Origin of the sequence: Sphingopyxis sp. OPL5, from assembly GCF_003797775.2 — a bacterium.
Classification (GTDB): Bacteria; Pseudomonadota; Alphaproteobacteria; order Sphingomonadales; family Sphingomonadaceae; genus Sphingopyxis.
In genome coordinates, this window is sequence record NZ_CP060725.1 from 812261 (window position 1) to 828084 (window position 15824).

Genomic DNA, 15824 nt, shown 5'->3' on the forward strand with positions numbered 1-15824 from the left:
GTCCCTTCGTGTCTGTCAGAACGGGCTGATGATCGAGAAGAAGCGTTGCAGCCAACCCTGCTGGCTGGCACGGGCGATCTCGCCCTTGCCGACGTAGCGGATGTGGGCGTTGGCGACGCGGGTCGACAGGATGCGGTTGTCGGGGCTGATGTCGATCGCGCGGACGATGCCCGAGATCTGGACGCGCTCGTCGCCGCGGTTGAGAGTGAGAAGCTTCTCGCCCTTCACCAGCATCGTGCCGTTCGGATAGACGGCGGCGACGGTCACGCTGACCTCGCCCGACAGCGTGTTCGACTGGGCGGCGTCGCCCTTGCCCTTGAATTGAGACCCGCCCCCCATGGCGACATCGCTGGGATTGAACAAAGACAGCGGTCCGGTGGCCGGCGGGGTCAACCCGACGCTGCCGTCGCGCGTCGTGCCGGCGCTGTTGCTCTTCGCCGCGATCGTCCGTTCGACGAGCTGGATGGTCAGGATATCGCCGACCTGCCCCGCGCGCCCACCCGAGGTGAGCGCGACATAGCTGCCCTGAAAAATCGAGCCATTGGCGGGCGGCACCGGCGGCGCCGGTTCGGGCATGGTGACCGAAAAGGCGTCGGGCGCGATCTGGTCCTTCTTCTTCGCCTCGGCCGCGGCCGGAGCCGCGAGCAGCGCGAAGAACAGGAGGCCGGTCAGGCCGTCAGAGCGTTTGCGTGGCATTTTTCAGCATCTCGTCGGTGGCCTGGATCATCTTCGAGTTGACCTCGTAAGCGCGCTGGGTCTCGATCATGTCGACGAGTTCCTCGACGACATTGACGTTCGATCCCTCGAGCATGCCGCCGCGCAGCGTGCCGCGGCCTTCCTCGCCCGCGGCGCCGACCAGCGGCGCGCCCGAGGAGGCGGTCTCGACGAGGATATTGTCGCCGATCGCCTGCAACCCCGAGGGATTGGCGAAGCGCGCGATCTCGATGCGGCCGAGTTCGGTCGCTTCCGACTGGCCCGCGACCTGCGCCGAGACGGTGCCATCGGCGCCGATCGAGATGCTCGTCGCATCCTCGGGAATCTGGATCTGCGGTTGCAGCGGTTTGCCATCGGGGGTGATGATCGTGCCGTCGGCCGAGCGGTTGAAATTGCCCGCGCGGGTGTATCCGGTGCGCCCATCGGGCATCTGGACCTGAAAATAGCCAGCGCCTTCGATCGCGACGTCGAGCGCATTGCCCGTCGTCTGCAGCGTGCCCTGCGTGTCCATGCGCGAGGTGCCGGCGAGTTCGACGCCGGTGCCGAGGTTGAGCCCGGTGGCGTAGCGGTTTTCCGCCGACGAAGGCGCCCCCGCCTGCGTCATGATCTGATAGCCCAGCGTTTCGAAATTGGCGCGGTCGCGCTTGAAACCCGTGGTGTTCACGTTGGCGAGGTTGTTCGCGATCACCTGCATCCGGAAGCCCTGGGCATCCAGACCGGTTCGCGCGACGTGCAAGGCACCATAGCTCATATTCTTGTCTCCTTAACGGGGCAGCGCCATCAGGTTCGCGGTCGCGCTGTCCATGTCGCGCGCGTCACTGATGAGCTTGAGTTGCGAATCCCAGGCCTTGCTGGCCTCGATCATGTCGACGAGGGCGACCGTCGCGGTGACGTTCGAGCCCTCGATCGAGCGGGTGATAACGCGCGCTTCGGGATCGTCGGGCAGGATGCCCCCGCCCTTGACGCGAAACAGATTGTCGAGCCCCTTGACGATGTCCGACCCGGTCGGGGTCGCGAGGCGCAGGCGATCGACCTCCTGCGGATTTTCGGGATCGCCGCCGGCGGCCACGACAAAGACGCGCCCTTCCTGGTCGATCTTGATCGAATCCGCGGGCGGGATGGTGACGGGTCCTTGCGAACCCTGCACCGGATGACCGTCGCCGGTGGTGAGCAGTCCGCTGGGCGAAACCTGAAGGTCGCCGCGGCGGGTATAGCCCTCCTCGCCGTTCGGCGCCTGGACGACGAGCATCGCGTCGCCGGCCATCGCGATATCGAGGTCGCGGCCGGTCGCCGTGATCGTGCCGGCGCGCATATCGGCGCCGACGACTTCCTCGGACGCCATGGCGCGTCCGCCCGCACCGCTGCCGTGCAGCCACAGCGACTGGGCTTCGGCCATGTCGGCGCGAAAGCCGGGGGTCTGGGCGTTGGCGAGGTTGTTGGCGATCGCCGTCTGCCGGGCCATGCTGCCCCGCATCGCGGTGAGGCTGGTATAGATGACGCGGTCCATGGGGTTGCTCCTGGCAGGCGGCTAATCGCGGGCTATCAGCGGAGGCCGATGATCGTCTGGGTCAGCGCGGACGCGCCCTCGATCGCCTTGGCATTCGCCTGGAAATTGCGCTGGGCCGCGATCAACATCACCAGTTCCTCGGTGATATCGACGTTCGAGCGTTCGAGCGCGCCCGACTGGATCGTGCCCATCGGGCCGTTGGTCGCCGCATCGATCGTCGGCTGGCCGCTCTCGCCGGTCGCCTGCCAATGCGCATCGCCGACGGGGCGCAGGCCCTCGGTCGCGGGGAAGGTCGCCATGGCGATCTTGCCGAGCGTCTGGTTCGAGCCATCGGCGAAGGTCGCGGTGGCGAGGCCGTCCTGGCCGATCGACACGTTGACGAGCGCGGCGTCGGGATTGCCGGCGGCGTGCTGCGGCACGACGAAGTCGGTCGTCGAGGCAAGGGTGCGGCTGGTGACATTGCCGTCGGCATCGACGGGCAGCAGCTGCAGCGTCGCGCCGGTCGAGTCGACGACGCGGCCATCCTCGAGCGGCGAGAAGGAGCCGTTGCGGGTGTAGGTGACCTGGTTGCGCGGCGGCTCGCCCTTCACGACGAACATGCCGTCGCCGATGATCGCCATGTCGAACGTCTTTTCGCTCGATTCATACGACCCTTGGGTGAACTGCTGGGTGATGCCGGTCAGGCGCGTGCCCTGCCCCGCAACGGTCTTGGTCGACTGGTTCGGCGAGGCGGCGAAGATGTCGCCGAACTGCGCCTTGCTGCGCTTGAAGCCGATCGAACCGGCGTTGGCGATGTTGTTCGAGACGACCGACATTTCGGTCTGGGCGCCCTTGAGGCCCGAAAGCGAGGTGTAGAAAGACATGGGATCGGTTCCTTACTGCGTGCTGGTGGTGTCGGTGGTGGTGGCCGGCGCCGGGGTCGAGGCCTTGATGTCCTTGAGCAGCTGGGTCTGTGCCGTGAGCTGGTCGGAAATCGTCTGAAGCGTCGTGTTCGTCTCGGTGATCCCGGCGAGGCTGGAGAATTGCGCCATCTGCGCGACCATCGCCTGGTTATCGACCGGGTTGAACGGGTCCTGCTGGCTGAGCTGCGCGGTCATCAGGCGCAGGAAATCGCTCTGCCCCATCTGGTTCGCGCTGCCCTTCGGCTGGAGCACGACATTGCTGGTGTTGGTGACGCTGTTCACGGCCATCTTACTGTCCCATCCGCAGGGTTTCGTTGATCAGGCCCTTGGCGGTTTCGAGGACCTGGACGTTGTTCTGATACTGGCGGGCGGTCTCGACCATCTCGACCAGCTCGGCGGCGCTATCGACCGCGGCGTCCCAGACATTGCCGTCGGCATCGGCCAGCGGGTTGTTGGGATCGTGCCGTTTCGACGGCGCCATTTTCGTCTGCGTGACCTGGTCGACCGCGACCGTCGCGCGGCCGCCTTCGTCCATGACGGTGCGGAACACCGGCTTCATCGAGCGATAGGCGCCGGCTTCGCTGCCGGCGGTCGTCCCCGCATTGGCGAGGTTCGACGCTGTGGTGTTGAGCCGGATCAGCTGCGCCGACATCGCGCGGCCGCTGATGTCGAAGACCGAGAAATTGCCGTTCATCGTCATTCGCCCTTCAGCGCGCGGGTCAGCGTGTTGACGCGACCCGAGAGGAAGGAGAGGCTCGAACGATAGGCGAGCGCGTTTTCGGCGAAGGCGGTCTGTTCGGTCGCCATTTCGACGGTGTTGCCGTCGAGCGACGACTGGACCGGAATGCGATATTCGATCGCCCCTTCCATCGAGCCGCCCTGCTGCGCGAGGTCGAGCGCTTTGGAAAAGTCGAGGTCGCGCGCCTTGTAATTGGGCGTCGCGGCGTTGGCGATGTTCGACGCGAGCAGCATCATCCGCTGGCTGCGGAGCTGCAGCGCATTGGCGTGGATGCCGAAGAGCTTCTCTGATGCCATCGTACACAATCCTTCTTTCGGTGGTCCGCTCCGGCACCGGCCGGCGCAGACGCGCGAAAAACACCAAGGCATAATGCAATCGGCGTGCCAAACGTGGATTATTGCCGGATTTCCGCCATTTTTCAGGCCCCGGAACCGTCAGTCGTGCGAGCTGTCGGCGCGAGGGTCAGATTTTTGACGGCCGTGCGGCGGGCCGCCCCGAAAGCCGCGGCAAAGCGCGACTGGCACGCATCCTGCAATCAGGCGAGCGACCATTTTGGACCAAAGGAGATGGGTCATGAACCGCAATCTTTTCCTTGCCATCGGCGCGTTGGCCATGGCGATCCCTGCCGAAGCGCCGGGCCAGACCGCCAGCGAGGACTGGCAGACGATCGACGTGCTCACCGCGATGGTGGCCAGTGCCATGGGCCGCACCGCGACCCCGATCGACCGCCGCATCAAGCTTGCGCGCTGTCCCGAACAGGCGTCGGTGACCGCCGTCGACAGCTCGACGCTCGCCGTCCGTTGCCCGTCGCTCGGCTGGCGGCTGCGCGTGCCGATGACCGCCCCCGCCGGGGCCAGCGCCGCGGGCGGCTTCGTCGCCAAGCCCGCCGCCGCCGCACCGGTGGTGCGCCGCGGCGACAATGTCCGCGTCACCATCGATACCGAAAGCTTCTCGATCAGCTATGCCGCCACCGCGACGCAGGACGGTCGCGTCGGCGACCTGATCGCGCTGCGCGGCAGCGACACGAAGAGCGCGCTGAGCGCCGTCGTCACCGGCCCCGGCCGCGCGCGCCTGGTCGACTGACCCTTCCTGATCAAGGTCCCGAGCCTTGCTCTGGGCCCGGTGGTTGTCGGTTTCCCGACGCCGCCGGGCCTTTTCTTTGGTTTTTTTGACCGATCGCGCTTAATCGCCCGATTTCGCGTCCGTTAAGTCCCTTCGAACAGGCCCGTCGTTTTTCTGACGGACCCGAGGAAAGGAGGCGCACATGACGGGAGATGGCAAGATCGGGCTGCAGGTCGGCAACGTCGTGCGCATCGGCGCCGTGCGCAAGATCGCCGGCGCCACCGCCGAACCCGCACCGACGCCCGCGCAGCCCAGGGCCGCGAGCGAGCCGGTACCGGTCGCCAGCCTGATCGGCCTCGCCGCCGATATCGCCAGCCAGCCCGCGCCGGTCGACGGCGCGCGCGTCGCGGCGATCCGCGGCGCCATCGCCGGGGGCAGCTATCTCCTCGACCCCGCCGCCACGGCGCGCGCGATGATGCAGTTTCACGGACGCGGCGCCGACGCATGATGATGCAGATGGAAGAGGTGCAGGCCCAGCTCGACACGCTGGTCGCGGCGCTCGACGGGCACGACGCCGGCGCGATCATCGCGGCGACCGAAGCGCTCGCCACCGCGGTGATCCTGTTCCGCAGCGCGAAGGTTCCGCCGGGCCGCGAGGACCATGCCCGGATGCTGATCGACATGGTGCTGCGCAAGCTGGAGGCCGCCGCGATCCGGGTCAATGTCCTCAAGGACTGGACGCGTCAGAGGATTGACAGAAACCATCAGGTCCGCGGCACCGGGCCGCAGGGCATCGCGCTAAGCTATTAATTAACCAAGACAACTACGCCATTTTCAAAGAATGGCACGATGATTGCTTTTGGTCTGCTGAATGCAGCGGAACCAACAGCCATGACGACGATCAACAACAGTGCCGCCAGCAGCGCCGCCTCCCCCGTGATGGCGGCGGTGCAGGACGCATCGGGCCGTACCGGGGTCGATTTCGATTATCTGGTCGATGTCGCGCGTGTGGAAAGCGGGTTCAACCCGACCGCGAAGGCCTCGACCTCGTCGGCGCGCGGGCTGTACCAGTTCACCAAATCGACCTGGCTCGCGACGCTCGACCGCCACGGCGCCGACCATGGCCTCGGCTGGGCCGCCAACGCGATCGGCCGCGACGCGTCGGGGCGGCTCACCGTCACCGACCCCACCCTGCGCCAGCAGATCTTCGACCTGCGCGACGACCCCGCCGCTTCGGCCGCGATGGCCGCCGCCTTCACCTCCGACAATCGCGCCTATGTCGAAAGCCGGACCGGCCGCACCGCCGAGCCCGTCGACCTGTACCTCGCCCATTTCCTGGGAAGCGGCGGCGCGGTGAAATTCCTGTCGGCGTGGGCGGCCGACCCCGACCAGGCGGGCGCGACGATGCTGCCCGAGGCCGCGGCGGCCAACCGCTCGATCTTCTACGCCGCCGACGGCAGCATGCGCAGCCTCGGCGACATTCGCGAACGCTTCCGCGCCAAGCTCGATGCCGGCGGCGAGCCCGGCTTCACCCCCGGCGCCTTCCCCGGCGGCACTGCCCCGGCCCCCGGCTGGCGGATGCAGATGGCGAGCATGAGCGGCACCCAGGCCGGGCGTCCGCCGCTTTCGATGATGGATATTCAACCAATGCCCAAGAAACTCTCGATGGGCTTCGCAGCCCAGACCTATCAACGCCTCGCCTCGCTCGGAGGCGGCGCATGAACCTGAGCTTCAACGCCCGCGACGCCGGTCGTTTCGCCGGCGCCGCCGCGCTGCCGGCGGGGATGCTGATCCTCGTCGCGCTGATGGTGATCCCGGTATCGCCGCTGATCCTCGACATCAGCTTCGTCGCCAACATCATGGTCAGCCTCGCGGTGCTGATGGTCGCGCTGTCGGCCGCCAAGCCGCTCGATTTCTCGGCCTTTCCGACGGTGTTGCTGCTCACCACCCTCTTTCGCCTCGCGCTCAACGTCGCCTCGACGCGCGTCGTGCTCGTCCACGGGCACGAGGGCACGCACGCCGCGGGTCATGTCATCGAAGCGTTCGGCCAGGTGCTGATCGGCGGCGACTATGTCGTCGGCCTGTTCGTCTTCGTCGTGCTGATGATCATCAACATGGTCGTCATCACCAAGGGCGCGGGGCGCGTGTCCGAAGTGTCGGCGCGCTTCACCCTCGACGCTTTGCCCGGCAAGCAGATGGCGATCGACGCCGATCTCAACGCCGGCCTGCTCACCCCCGACGAAGCCAAGGCGCGGCGCGTCGAAGTGGCGACCGAAGCCGATTTCTATGGCTCGATGGACGGTGCGTCGAAATTCGTGAAGGGCGACGCGGTCGCCGGCCTGCTGATCCTGTTCGTGAATATCGTCGGTGGCCTGATCCTCGGCGTGTTCAGCCACGGCCTCAGCTTCTCCGAAGCCGGCAGCACCTATGTCACGCTCGCGATCGGCGACGCCCTCGTCGCGCAGATCCCGGCGCTGCTGCTGTCGATCGCCGCCGCGTCGATCGTCACCCGCGTCACCTCGCCGCTCAACCTGAGCGACCAGATCGGCAGCCAGTTCGCCTCGCCGCATGTCTGGTTCGCGGTCGGCGGCATCCTGTTCATTCTCGGAATGGTCCCGGCGATGCCGCAGATGCTGATCCTGCCTGCCGCTGCGCTGTCGCTCGGCATGGGTTGGCAGTTGCGCAAGGCCGCCGCCGCGGTCGCCGCAACTCCCGAACCGGCGCTGCCCGCGCCCGACCCGCACCTGATCGAATGGTCCGACGTCAGCGATTCGAGCCCGTGCCAGCTCGAGATCGGCTATGCCCTCGTCGCCCTCGTCGACGAACGCAAGGGCGCGCCGTTGATGGGCCGGATCACCGGCATCCGACGCCAGCTGTCGAAAGAACTCGGCTTTGTCGTCCCCGCGGTGAAGGTCAGCGACGACCTGTCGCTGCCCGGCAACGTCTATCGCATCTCGGTCGCGGGGGTGATCGTCGGCGAGGACGAGGTCTTCCCCAATGAAATGCTCGCGCTCGACTCGGGCGACCTCGTCACCAAAGTCACCGGACGGCCGTGCAAGGACCCGACCTTCGGCCTCGACGCCTTGTGGATCCCGCGCAGCAGCCAGAACGACGCGATCGCGGCCGGCTATACCGTCGTCGATCCGGCGACCGTTGTCGCAACCCACCTCAACAACAGCATCGTCGCCGCGTCGTCCGACCTGTTCGGTATCGACGATGCACAGGCGCTGATCGACAATCTCAAGGCCCAATATCCGCAGCTCGCGGCGAGCCTGACCCCGGCGGGCTATGCGCTGCCGCGCATCGCCAGCCTGTGCAAGGCGCTGCTGATCGAGCGCATCCCCTTGCGCGATTTCCGCAAGATCGCCGAGGCGATGGTCGCCTTTTCTGGCCAGCAGCTTGGCGAAAGCGACCTGGTCGAGGCGGTGCGCCAGCGCATCGGCGCGCTGATCGTCCAGACGATCGTGCCGAGCCGCATGCCGCTGCCCGTCGTGACCTTCACACCCGAGATCGAGATGCTGCTCAACCAGGCGGTGCGCGCCAATCCGGGCGCCGAATGGCCGTTCGAACATGGCATGGCGATGAAGATCGTCGGACAGATCGGCGAGGCGGTCGAACCGCTGCTGTTGTCGACGCGCAGCTTCGCGCTGGTCGCGTCGCCGATCTGCCGCCCCGCGCTGTCGCGGCTCGTCCGCGCGACGTTCCCCGACGTCGCGGTCATTTCCTACCTCGAAATTCCCGCCAGCAAGGCGACCGAGATCGTTGCGACGATCGGTGCCGATGTGCCGCGGCTAGCCGACGAAAGCGCCGAGCAGATGAAGGACCATCATCATGAGAATTGAGCCTGCCGAGCAATTCGCCGGCGCGGCGGCGCGCGCCGCATCGCCGCAGGGCTATGGCACCAGCGCCGAGGACCTGATCGACGAATATGCGCCGCTGGTGCGCAAGATCGCCTGGCAGGTGTTCTCGCGCCTGTCGCGGACGAGCGACCTCGACGACCTCGTCCAGACCGGGCTGATCGCGCTGATCGAGGCGAGCCGCCACTATGAAGAACGCGGTTTCGCCTTTGCCACCTACGCCTCGACGCGCATCCGCGGCGCGATGATCGACCAGCTGCGTCGCGAGGCCGATGTCGGGCGATCGGCGATGGTCGCCAGCAAGCGCATCGGCAGCGTCCGCGCGGCGCTCGAACAGAATCTGATGCGCGCGCCGACGACCGCCGAAATGGCGGCGGCGTTCGAAATGTCGGCGGAGGAATATTTCGCACTCGAGCGCAGCGCGACGCACGGGCGGTCGACCTCACTCGACGCGATGCTGGACGAAGGCAGCTTCCTGCTCGCCGACGACAGCGACGGGGCCGACGACCGGTGCGAACAGGACGATCTGCTCGAAGCGCTGGGCGAGTGTATCGCCCGGCTACCCGAGCGCGAGCAATTGGTGCTGCAGCTCTATTTTTTCGAGGAACTCAATCTGCAGGAAATCGGGCTGACGCTCGATGTCAGCGCGGCCCGCGTGTGCCAGATCAAGGCGGGCGCGATGGCCAAGATCGACCGGATGTTGCGCGATATCACCGAATAGGATGACCGGGCGCGGCGACCGGGGAGGCCAGCCGCCGCATCCCGGCCGGAGGGGACTACATTGCGAGCCGGCGACGGCTGTTCCACGCATGGCCCATTTTTTCGAAATAGCGCGTCATGCTGTCGACGCCATTGTCGGTGAGCCGCACGATCGAGCGGCGGCGGTCGCGTTCGTCGATGAAACGTTCGGCGAGATCGAGCTGTTCGAGCAGCGCGATCATGCGCAGCCCCGACGACAGCGGCACTCCGGCGCCGGTCGCGAGATCGCTGGCGCTGAGTTCGCGATCATTGGTCTTGGCCAGCATCAGGTCGAGCAGCATGTCCCAGGTCGGCCCGGTCAGCTGGTTGCTGCCGAAATGCGACTTGCGCGTGCGGCGCATCTGAAGACTGAAGTTGAGTTGCTCGATCAGGCCCGGAACCGGCGCGTCGATCCGGTCGGGCTGCGACACGACCGGGACCTGCCCGCCAGCACCGCTGCCGAGCATTTCCTGGATCTGGTCGATCCGCGATTTGATTTCCGCAATTTCAACATTCGAAAATTGCTGCATGGATTGGGACCCCCGGGACGCCCGCTATGCGGTCGCCCTCACGTCACCCCTCTGTTCCGTCGATCCCGCCGCGTACATGATCACGAGCAGGATCGGATAGGATATATATATCGAAAGCAGCGAATAGGGACGCGCCAATATCTCCGAAAACATCAGCTTCTGGATATGCCCGAAAATCGCGATGAGCTGCCAACCGGCGATCCAATAGGGCCAGAAACGCTCTGTTTTGAAGGCGATGTACCAGAAACTTATCAAGACGATGAGGTCTATGACGAAGATATTGATTTCGATATTTGTCCATTCCGGAACGGGTGACACCAATGTGGAGCAGACCGATGCGATCAGCGCGGTGTAAGCCGCCCAGCGTTCCAGGGGACCGCCGCGCTTCATCGCGACGGCCACCGTGATCAACAAAACGCTGTAATAAATCGCAACGGCCCACATGTGGCTTTCGTCAACCTTCCGTAGTGATTACGAAGCCTTGGCCAGCGGCATTTCCACGACGTCGGCGCGAACCAGATCGTTGCTGCCCTCGTCGAGCGACGCGCTGGCGGGCTTTACTCCGGCGCCGAACATGCGGGTGCCGAGACCGACCTCTTTCTGCGTCACGGTCAGCGCGAGATGCGCGTCGGTGAGCAGCTGGCGGACGTCGCCGGCGGCGGCCAGGGCGTGCGCGACTTTCGACATCGCTTCCTGACCGACGATCGCCGACATGTTGGTGTCGCGGCGCACGGTGGGCAGGGTCGCGGCGAGGTTGGCGATGCGGATCATCACCTCGTCAATGGCGTCTTCGGCCTGGTGCAATTCGGAAGCGATTTTTTTCGCGCCGGAGAGTCTTTGGTTCAGCATTTCTTGGTCCTTGAAAAAAGAATGCTACCGGTTCCCCCCCGCAGCATTCGGCTCGAACGTCAGGTCAACCGACCAAGTCCGACAAGGATCGAGTAGAGAGCGGAGAAGGCCAAAATCGTCACGAATGCGATCAAGATCGGCCAGATAATCCTTTCCAACAACCCATGCCGATTGATCGGCTGGGACTTGGTCGGAAACGGCAAACCGATATTGAAGATCTGCCGAAACGACCCGTGCCCCGGGTCGCCTTCGTCGGCGGGCAGGGAATCGGAAAGGTTAACCGGTTGATATGTCAAAGGCTGATAAGGGGTAACATCTTCGAAGACACCGTTACGAGCCAATATCGTTGCGGCCTCTACCCTGTTAGAAACGTTGAGTTTTTTTAGAGACCTTCGCACGCGTTCGTCGACCGTGTGCGGCGACACGTTCATCAGCCGCGCGATCTCCTTGGAATTTTTATGCTCGAAAACATGCCGCAGCGTTTCGATTTGCGCGGCAGACAGCAGGCTGATGTAATTGTCAGGATCGCCTTGCACGGGTCGGGAATAGTACATCTCGAGTCGAAAGCAAGCTGGCTAACTAGGTGTTAACGCTGTGGCGCGCGCATGCGGCGACCGCACCGGCGGCCCGGCGATGCCGCCGTCCTGTTTCGACAAGATGTCAAATCGCTTCATTCTAGTCTCCGCTCGCTGTTGTGCTCATCGGCGGAAGCCGACCCGATTTTTATCTATGCCCCGCTGAATCACGAAGGGCGACCGAACGCAAGCCCGTTGTGACACCGGGTGTCCCGCGTTGCGCCGCCCGGACGGCGAGCAAAATAGCGCCAAGCGGCCCGGCATCCTGCTTCAGCGCCGGCGGAGCGACGATACACGACAATGCCGTAAGGTCATAATCGGCGATATAGATCACCAGTCTTTCGGCGGCGAGGATCGCGGCGCGCGCCACCACATCAGGCTGGCCGAGGGCGACGCTGCCGCCGACGATGATGCGGTCTGGCGACAGGGCGAGCATCAGCACGGCAAGGAGTTCGGCGAGGTCGGACGCGACCGCCGCCCAACCCGGATCGGCCGGATCGACGGTCGCGGGATCGCGCCCGAAGCGCGCGCGTAGCGCCGGCCCGCTCAGCAGCCCCTCGACGCAATCGCGGTGGAAGTGACAGGCGCCGACGAAACCATCGCCCGCGGCGCGGCGCAGCGACATATGCCCGATTTCGGGGTGAAGGCGCCCGGTCACCGGCTGACCGTTCACGATCACCCCGCCGCCGACGCCGGTGCCGATGGTCAGATAGACGATCGTCCTGCAGCCGCGCCCGGCGCCGAACTCGGCCTCGGCGATCCCGGCGCCGTTGACGTCGGTATCGAGCGCCACCGGACTGGCGAAACGCGAGGCGAAAGGGGCGACGACGCGCGCACCGGTCCAGCCGGGCTTCGGGGTGTCGAGGATCGTGCCATAGTCGGGCGCGGCAGGGTCGACGCGGATGGGGCCGAAACTGGCGATCCCGATCGCCGCGATCGGCGCCTGCCGGTCCCATGCGGCGACGATATCGACCGCGGCGCTCAGCGTTTCGTCGGGGCTCGTGGTCGCAAGGCTGCGCTGGTCGACGATGTCGAGCCCGTCGGCGAGGGTCACGACGACCTTCGTCCCGCCCAGTTCGACCCCGGCGAAACGGCCGGCCGGCGCGGGTGCGGTCGTCGTCATCGGGCGTCGCGCAGCCGCTCGCCGACCGAATTGGCGAAATGCCGCTCCATCGCGGCCCGCGCCCGCGCCGGCTCGCGCGCCGCGATCGCATCGGCGACCTCGTGGTGGAGGGTCAGCGATTCGGCGCGCTCTTCGGGCAGCGCACGCTCCTGCCAGGCGCGCGGGACGGCGCGCGCCATCATTTCCTCGAACGAACAGATGATCTGGTAGAACAGCGGATTGCCGCTCGCGGCGGCGATCACCTGATGGAATTCGGTATCGGCGGCGGTGTGCGCGCCCTCGTCCCGATCGACCGCAAGGCGGTGTGCGGCGGCCGATATCGCGCGCGCCTGATCGTCGCTGCGGTTGAGCGCGGCGAGTTCGGCGGTGCGCAGTTCGAGCGTGCGGCGCACGTCCCAGACGTCAGCGAGGCTGACCTGCGCGGTGTTGATCGCATGGCCCAGCGATGCCGCCATCGCCGACCCGTCGATCGCGCCGACGCGCGGGCGGCGGCCGTTGCCGACATCGACGAGGCGGAGCGCCGCGAGCGCCCCGAACGCCTCGCGCATCACCGGGCGGCTGACCCCCATTTGCGCGGCGAAGCTCCCCTCGCCCGGCAAGCTGTCGCCGACTTTCAGGTCGTGGGTGCGGATATGATCGCGCACCATCTCCATCGCGCGCTCGACGAGCGATCGGCTCGCGGTCGCATCGATCGCGGCAACGCGGCTCATGCCGCGACGCCGATACGGCGCATCGCGGTCGGCGCCATGCCGAACCGGCGCGAAAAGGCGCGGGTGAAGCTGGCGTTGTTGAGATAGCCGCAGCGATAGCCGATGCTCGCCACCGGCAGGTCGCTTGCCGCGAGCATCTGCCGCGCCTGGCGCAGCCGCCGTTCGCTCAGCGCCTCGGCGACGGTGCAGCGATAGAGTTCGCGAAAGCCGCGCGTCAGCTTGTCGCGGTTGAGGCCGCAGCTCTTCGCGATATCGTCAATGGTCAGTTTTTCGTGCCAACGTTCGTCGACGATCCGCCGCGCCGCGGCGATGCGCGCGATGTCGCTTTCGCACAGGCTCGGCTGGCCATCGACCGGCACCATGCGCCCTGCGGCGAGCGCGGCGAAAAACTGGCAGAGCAGTTCGAGCGAGCGCGCGAGGCGCAGCGTGTCGGCGGCGCGCGGATCGCTGTCGGGCGCGACGATCGACTGGCCGAGCCCGCGCAGATCCGACGGCAGATACCAGCGCGCGGCAGGATCGGGCAGGTCGCCGAACAGGCGGCGGCACGCGGCGCGCGACACCGCGAAGATCAGCAGATGATCGTCGGCGACGGCATCGAGTTCGGCGAGAGCGAGCGTGCTGACCACCGGTTCCTGCACCCCGCCAAAACCGAGCAGCAGCGCGTCGGACGGCAAGTGGCGGCGATCGCAGCCCCCCGGCCCGACAAAACTCGTCATGTCCTGCGAAACGATCACCACATGCTTCGACGTCATGGCTGTTCTCCCATGCGTCGTTTAAACCTGTCAGACAGCTCTTGGCAACAGCTGTATGACAGGTTGGCCGCGCGCTTAGCTGGCCCCCGCCATCGCCGCGTCGGCACTCGCGACTTCGCGTTCGGCCTGGGTGAAGCCGTAAGCGGGAACAATCGCGCCGTCGCGGTCGATCACGCGCGGCAGTTCGGCGATCAGCCGCTGGCCCGCATCGGCACCGGCGCCGATATGGAGCCCCTGCGACAGCGTGACGTCGGCCACTGCGAAATGTCCTGCCCCGGCACACAGGATCATACGGGTCGGCGCATCGTCGGCGACGAGCGGCAGCAGCGCCGGGCTGACCAGTGCCGGGTCGAGCGCAGCGAGGCTCGCGTCCGACAGCACGCCATGGGTCATCTGCGTCGCCGCGGTCGGCGCCAGTGCATTGACGCGGATGCCATATTTCTCGCCCTCGATCGCCAGCGTCTGCATCAACCCGACGAGCGCCATCTTCGCGGCGCCATAATTGGCCTGGCCGAAATTGCCCCACAGTCCCGACGACGAGGTGGTCATGACGATGCGGCCATATTGCTGCGCGCGCATCACCTCCCACACCGCCTTGCAGCAGATCGCGGCGCCGATCAGATGGACGTCGATCACGGTGCGGAAATCGTCGAGGCTCATCTTGGCGAAGCTCTTGTCGCGCAGGATGCCGGCGTTGTTAATGAGGATGTCGACGCGGCCCCATTGGTCGAGCACCTGCCGCACCATCGCCTCGACCGCCGCTTCGTCGGTGACCGAGGCCGCGACCGCGAGCGCGGTGCCGCCGCCCTGCTCGATTTCGCGCACCACCGCCTGCGCCGGTTCGATCGCAAGATCGTTGACGACGACGGCTGCGCCCTGGCTCGCCAGATACAGCGCGTGCGCGCGGCCGAGTCCGCCGCCCGCGCCGGTCACGATCGCCACCCGGCCGCCGAGCGGCAAATCCGATCCCGATGTCGTCATCCTGAGAACTCCTTCATTCACTCTCTAGTTAGTTAATATCTTTCGCAGCGAAGCTTTGGCGTGACGCGTGCCCCCCCCGCTCCCGCCTCAGGCCGTCTTGTGGCAGATCTGCAGGAAGCCCGCGGCCATGAACGAGGCCATGCGCGCCTTGATCGCTTCGAAATCCTCGGACTTGCAGACCCCACCCGACAATTTGTCGATGCGTCCCGTCCGCGCCAGCGTGACCATCAGCGCGCCGGTGACGAAGTGATAGCCCCAGAAGATGTCGCGCTCGGCGCAATCGGGCAGCGCTTTCTTGAGCAGGTCGATCAGCCGCAGCACCACGGGGTCGAAATGGCTGTCCATCAAATCGGCGCCCCATTCGGGGGTGTTGGCGACCAGCGCGCCGAGCGCGCCGTAATTTTTCCAGCCCTCGCCGCCATGGATATAGAGGTCGAGGTCGGTGTCGAGAAAGGCATGAAGCGCGCCTTCGACGGTCGGTTTGTCGCCCGCCAGTTTCTCATAATCGTCGAGCGCCTGCATCCGCCGCTCGCTGGTCACCACCGCACGGCGCGCGAAGACCGCGTCGAACAGGCTCTTCTTGTCCGCGAAATAATAGTTGAGCAGCGTGTGGTGGACCCCGACGCGCTTGGCGACGTCCTTCAGCGTGACGCCGTGCAGACCGTGCTTCGAGAAAAGATATTCGGCCTCGTCGAGCATCTGCTCGATCGTTTCGGCGCGCTGTTCGGCCTTGGTCGACCGCCGACGCGTTTTTGGCTCGTCTGCCACTGGCACCACTTCCGATC

General features: G+C 66.1%; 22 protein-coding genes. 6 read left to right on the forward strand and 16 right to left on the reverse strand.

Going from position 1 to position 15824, the window contains the following annotated elements:
* Positions 1–15 precede the first annotated feature (15 nt).
* From EEB18_RS03970 to EEB18_RS04000, 7 genes are read right to left on the reverse strand one after another with little or no spacing between them, the layout of a single operon-like run.
* Positions 16–696, reverse strand: a complete 681-nt coding sequence (locus tag EEB18_RS03970; RefSeq protein ID WP_187139382.1) for a flagellar basal body L-ring protein FlgH — start codon at positions 694–696, stop codon at positions 16–18.
* A complete protein-coding gene (flgG, locus tag EEB18_RS03975) occupies positions 677–1465 on the reverse strand; it encodes a flagellar basal-body rod protein FlgG (RefSeq protein ID WP_056349416.1) in 789 nt (262 codons plus the stop codon). The genes EEB18_RS03970 and flgG overlap by 20 nt, the downstream gene beginning before the upstream one ends.
* Before the next feature lie 12 nt (positions 1466–1477).
* Entirely contained in the window at positions 1478–2221 is a 744-nt protein-coding gene (locus EEB18_RS03980) for a flagellar basal body rod protein FlgF (RefSeq protein ID WP_187139381.1), read from the reverse strand.
* 35 nt (positions 2222–2256) lie between these two features.
* Positions 2257–3084, reverse strand: coding sequence for a flagellar hook-basal body complex protein (locus EEB18_RS03985; protein WP_056349411.1), 828 nt, complete (start codon positions 3082–3084; stop codon positions 2257–2259).
* Positions 3085–3096: 12 nt separating this feature from the next.
* On the reverse strand, positions 3097–3411 hold the full coding sequence (locus EEB18_RS03990) for a flagellar hook assembly protein FlgD (protein WP_056349407.1): 315 nt from the start codon (positions 3409–3411) through the stop codon (positions 3097–3099).
* A 1-nt stretch (position 3412) separates the two neighbouring features.
* Positions 3413–3823: a flagellar basal body rod protein FlgC gene (gene flgC / locus EEB18_RS03995; RefSeq protein WP_056349404.1), complete on the reverse strand. Its 411-nt coding sequence runs from the start codon at positions 3821–3823 to the stop codon at positions 3413–3415.
* A complete protein-coding gene (locus EEB18_RS04000; RefSeq protein WP_056349402.1) occupies positions 3820–4158 on the reverse strand; it encodes a flagellar basal body rod protein FlgB in 339 nt (112 codons plus the stop codon). Before EEB18_RS04000 ends, flgC begins: the two co-directional genes overlap by 4 nt.
* A gap of 277 nt (positions 4159–4435) precedes the next feature.
* Here EEB18_RS04000 and EEB18_RS04005 point away from each other — a divergent pair, with 277 nt between their 5' ends.
* From EEB18_RS04005 to EEB18_RS04030, 6 genes are all read left to right on the forward strand, one after another.
* Positions 4436–4945, forward strand: coding sequence for a flagella basal body P-ring formation protein FlgA (locus EEB18_RS04005; RefSeq protein WP_187139380.1), 510 nt, complete (start codon positions 4436–4438; stop codon positions 4943–4945).
* Between the two features lie 181 nt (positions 4946–5126).
* Positions 5127–5432 carry a flagellar biosynthesis anti-sigma factor FlgM gene (locus EEB18_RS04010; RefSeq protein WP_187139379.1) on the forward strand — a complete coding sequence of 102 codons (306 nt, stop codon included), beginning with the start codon at positions 5127–5129 and terminating at the stop codon, positions 5430–5432.
* Entirely contained in the window at positions 5429–5734 is a 306-nt protein-coding gene (locus EEB18_RS04015) for a hypothetical protein (protein WP_187139378.1), read from the forward strand. Before EEB18_RS04010 ends, EEB18_RS04015 begins: the two co-directional genes overlap by 4 nt.
* 81 nt (positions 5735–5815) lie before the next feature.
* Positions 5816–6646, forward strand: a complete 831-nt coding sequence (locus EEB18_RS04020) for a transglycosylase SLT domain-containing protein (protein WP_187139377.1) — start codon at positions 5816–5818, stop codon at positions 6644–6646.
* A complete protein-coding gene (flhA, locus tag EEB18_RS04025) occupies positions 6643–8766 on the forward strand; it encodes a flagellar biosynthesis protein FlhA (RefSeq protein WP_056349383.1) in 2124 nt (707 codons plus the stop codon). The genes EEB18_RS04020 and flhA overlap by 4 nt, the downstream gene beginning before the upstream one ends.
* Positions 8756–9502 (forward strand): sigma-70 family RNA polymerase sigma factor, encoded by a 747-nt coding sequence (locus EEB18_RS04030; protein WP_187139376.1) that lies wholly within the window; start codon positions 8756–8758, stop codon positions 9500–9502. The genes flhA and EEB18_RS04030 overlap by 11 nt, the downstream gene beginning before the upstream one ends.
* Before the next feature lie 55 nt (positions 9503–9557).
* Here the strand turns inward: EEB18_RS04030 and EEB18_RS04035 are convergent, their stop codons facing one another.
* The 9 genes from EEB18_RS04035 to EEB18_RS04075 form a co-directional block, all read right to left on the reverse strand.
* Positions 9558–10049 carry a winged helix DNA-binding protein gene (locus EEB18_RS04035; RefSeq protein ID WP_187139375.1) on the reverse strand — a complete coding sequence of 164 codons (492 nt, stop codon included), beginning with the start codon at positions 10047–10049 and terminating at the stop codon, positions 9558–9560.
* A 24-nt stretch (positions 10050–10073) separates the two neighbouring features.
* Complete coding sequence (locus EEB18_RS04040; RefSeq protein WP_262408109.1) at positions 10074–10463, reverse strand: hypothetical protein; 390 nt, start codon at positions 10461–10463, stop codon at positions 10074–10076.
* Between the two features lie 57 nt (positions 10464–10520).
* A complete protein-coding gene (locus EEB18_RS04045; RefSeq protein ID WP_056349369.1) occupies positions 10521–10898 on the reverse strand; it encodes a hypothetical protein in 378 nt (125 codons plus the stop codon).
* A gap of 59 nt (positions 10899–10957) precedes the next feature.
* Positions 10958–11452 carry a response regulator transcription factor gene (locus EEB18_RS04050; protein WP_056349365.1) on the reverse strand — a complete coding sequence of 165 codons (495 nt, stop codon included), beginning with the start codon at positions 11450–11452 and terminating at the stop codon, positions 10958–10960.
* A 169-nt stretch (positions 11453–11621) separates the two neighbouring features.
* Positions 11622–12596, reverse strand: a complete 975-nt coding sequence (locus EEB18_RS04055) for an ROK family protein (RefSeq protein ID WP_187139374.1) — start codon at positions 12594–12596, stop codon at positions 11622–11624.
* On the reverse strand, positions 12593–13306 hold the full coding sequence (locus tag EEB18_RS04060) for a FadR/GntR family transcriptional regulator (RefSeq protein ID WP_187139373.1): 714 nt from the start codon (positions 13304–13306) through the stop codon (positions 12593–12595). The genes EEB18_RS04055 and EEB18_RS04060 overlap by 4 nt, the downstream gene beginning before the upstream one ends.
* Positions 13303–14058: a helix-turn-helix transcriptional regulator gene (locus EEB18_RS04065; protein WP_187139372.1), complete on the reverse strand. Its 756-nt coding sequence runs from the start codon at positions 14056–14058 to the stop codon at positions 13303–13305. Before EEB18_RS04065 ends, EEB18_RS04060 begins: the two co-directional genes overlap by 4 nt.
* Before the next feature lie 75 nt (positions 14059–14133).
* Entirely contained in the window at positions 14134–15039 is a 906-nt protein-coding gene (locus tag EEB18_RS04070; protein WP_222943142.1) for an SDR family NAD(P)-dependent oxidoreductase, read from the reverse strand.
* 87 nt (positions 15040–15126) lie between these two features.
* Entirely contained in the window at positions 15127–15813 is a 687-nt protein-coding gene (locus EEB18_RS04075; protein WP_262408110.1) for a TetR/AcrR family transcriptional regulator, read from the reverse strand.
* Between the last annotated feature and the right edge of the window lie 11 nt (positions 15814–15824).

Excerpts from the sequence above, each read along its gene's own strand:
- EEB18_RS03970 (WP_187139382.1), bottom strand. The coding sequence starts at position 696 with ATGCCACGCAAACGCTCTGACGGCCTGACCGGCCTCCTGTTCTTCGCG.
- flgG (WP_056349416.1), bottom strand. The coding sequence starts at position 1,465 with ATGAGCTATGGTGCCTTGCACGTCGCGCGAACCGGTCTGGATGCCCAG.
- EEB18_RS03980 (WP_187139381.1), bottom strand. The coding sequence starts at position 2,221 with ATGGACCGCGTCATCTATACCAGCCTCACCGCGATGCGGGGCAGCATG.
- EEB18_RS03985 (WP_056349411.1), bottom strand. The coding sequence starts at position 3,084 with ATGTCTTTCTACACCTCGCTTTCGGGCCTCAAGGGCGCCCAGACCGAA.
- EEB18_RS03990 (WP_056349407.1), bottom strand. The coding sequence starts at position 3,411 with ATGGCCGTGAACAGCGTCACCAACACCAGCAATGTCGTGCTCCAGCCG.
- flgC (WP_056349404.1), bottom strand. The coding sequence starts at position 3,823 with ATGACGATGAACGGCAATTTCTCGGTCTTCGACATCAGCGGCCGCGCG.
- EEB18_RS04000 (WP_056349402.1), bottom strand. The coding sequence starts at position 4,158 with ATGGCATCAGAGAAGCTCTTCGGCATCCACGCCAATGCGCTGCAGCTC.
- EEB18_RS04005 (WP_187139380.1), top strand. The coding sequence starts at position 4,436 with ATGAACCGCAATCTTTTCCTTGCCATCGGCGCGTTGGCCATGGCGATC.
- EEB18_RS04010 (WP_187139379.1), top strand. The coding sequence starts at position 5,127 with ATGACGGGAGATGGCAAGATCGGGCTGCAGGTCGGCAACGTCGTGCGC.
- EEB18_RS04015 (WP_187139378.1), top strand. The coding sequence starts at position 5,429 with ATGATGATGCAGATGGAAGAGGTGCAGGCCCAGCTCGACACGCTGGTC.
- EEB18_RS04020 (WP_187139377.1), top strand. The coding sequence starts at position 5,816 with ATGACGACGATCAACAACAGTGCCGCCAGCAGCGCCGCCTCCCCCGTG.
- flhA (WP_056349383.1), top strand. The coding sequence starts at position 6,643 with ATGAACCTGAGCTTCAACGCCCGCGACGCCGGTCGTTTCGCCGGCGCC.
- EEB18_RS04030 (WP_187139376.1), top strand. The coding sequence starts at position 8,756 with ATGAGAATTGAGCCTGCCGAGCAATTCGCCGGCGCGGCGGCGCGCGCC.
- EEB18_RS04035 (WP_187139375.1), bottom strand. The coding sequence starts at position 10,049 with ATGCAGCAATTTTCGAATGTTGAAATTGCGGAAATCAAATCGCGGATC.
- EEB18_RS04045 (WP_056349369.1), bottom strand. The coding sequence starts at position 10,898 with ATGCTGAACCAAAGACTCTCCGGCGCGAAAAAAATCGCTTCCGAATTG.
- EEB18_RS04050 (WP_056349365.1), bottom strand. The coding sequence starts at position 11,452 with ATGTACTATTCCCGACCCGTGCAAGGCGATCCTGACAATTACATCAGC.
- EEB18_RS04055 (WP_187139374.1), bottom strand. The coding sequence starts at position 12,596 with ATGACGACGACCGCACCCGCGCCGGCCGGCCGTTTCGCCGGGGTCGAA.
- EEB18_RS04060 (WP_187139373.1), bottom strand. The coding sequence starts at position 13,306 with ATGAGCCGCGTTGCCGCGATCGATGCGACCGCGAGCCGATCGCTCGTC.
- EEB18_RS04065 (WP_187139372.1), bottom strand. The coding sequence starts at position 14,058 with ATGACGTCGAAGCATGTGGTGATCGTTTCGCAGGACATGACGAGTTTT.
- EEB18_RS04070 (WP_222943142.1), bottom strand. The coding sequence starts at position 15,039 with ATGACGACATCGGGATCGGATTTGCCGCTCGGCGGCCGGGTGGCGATC.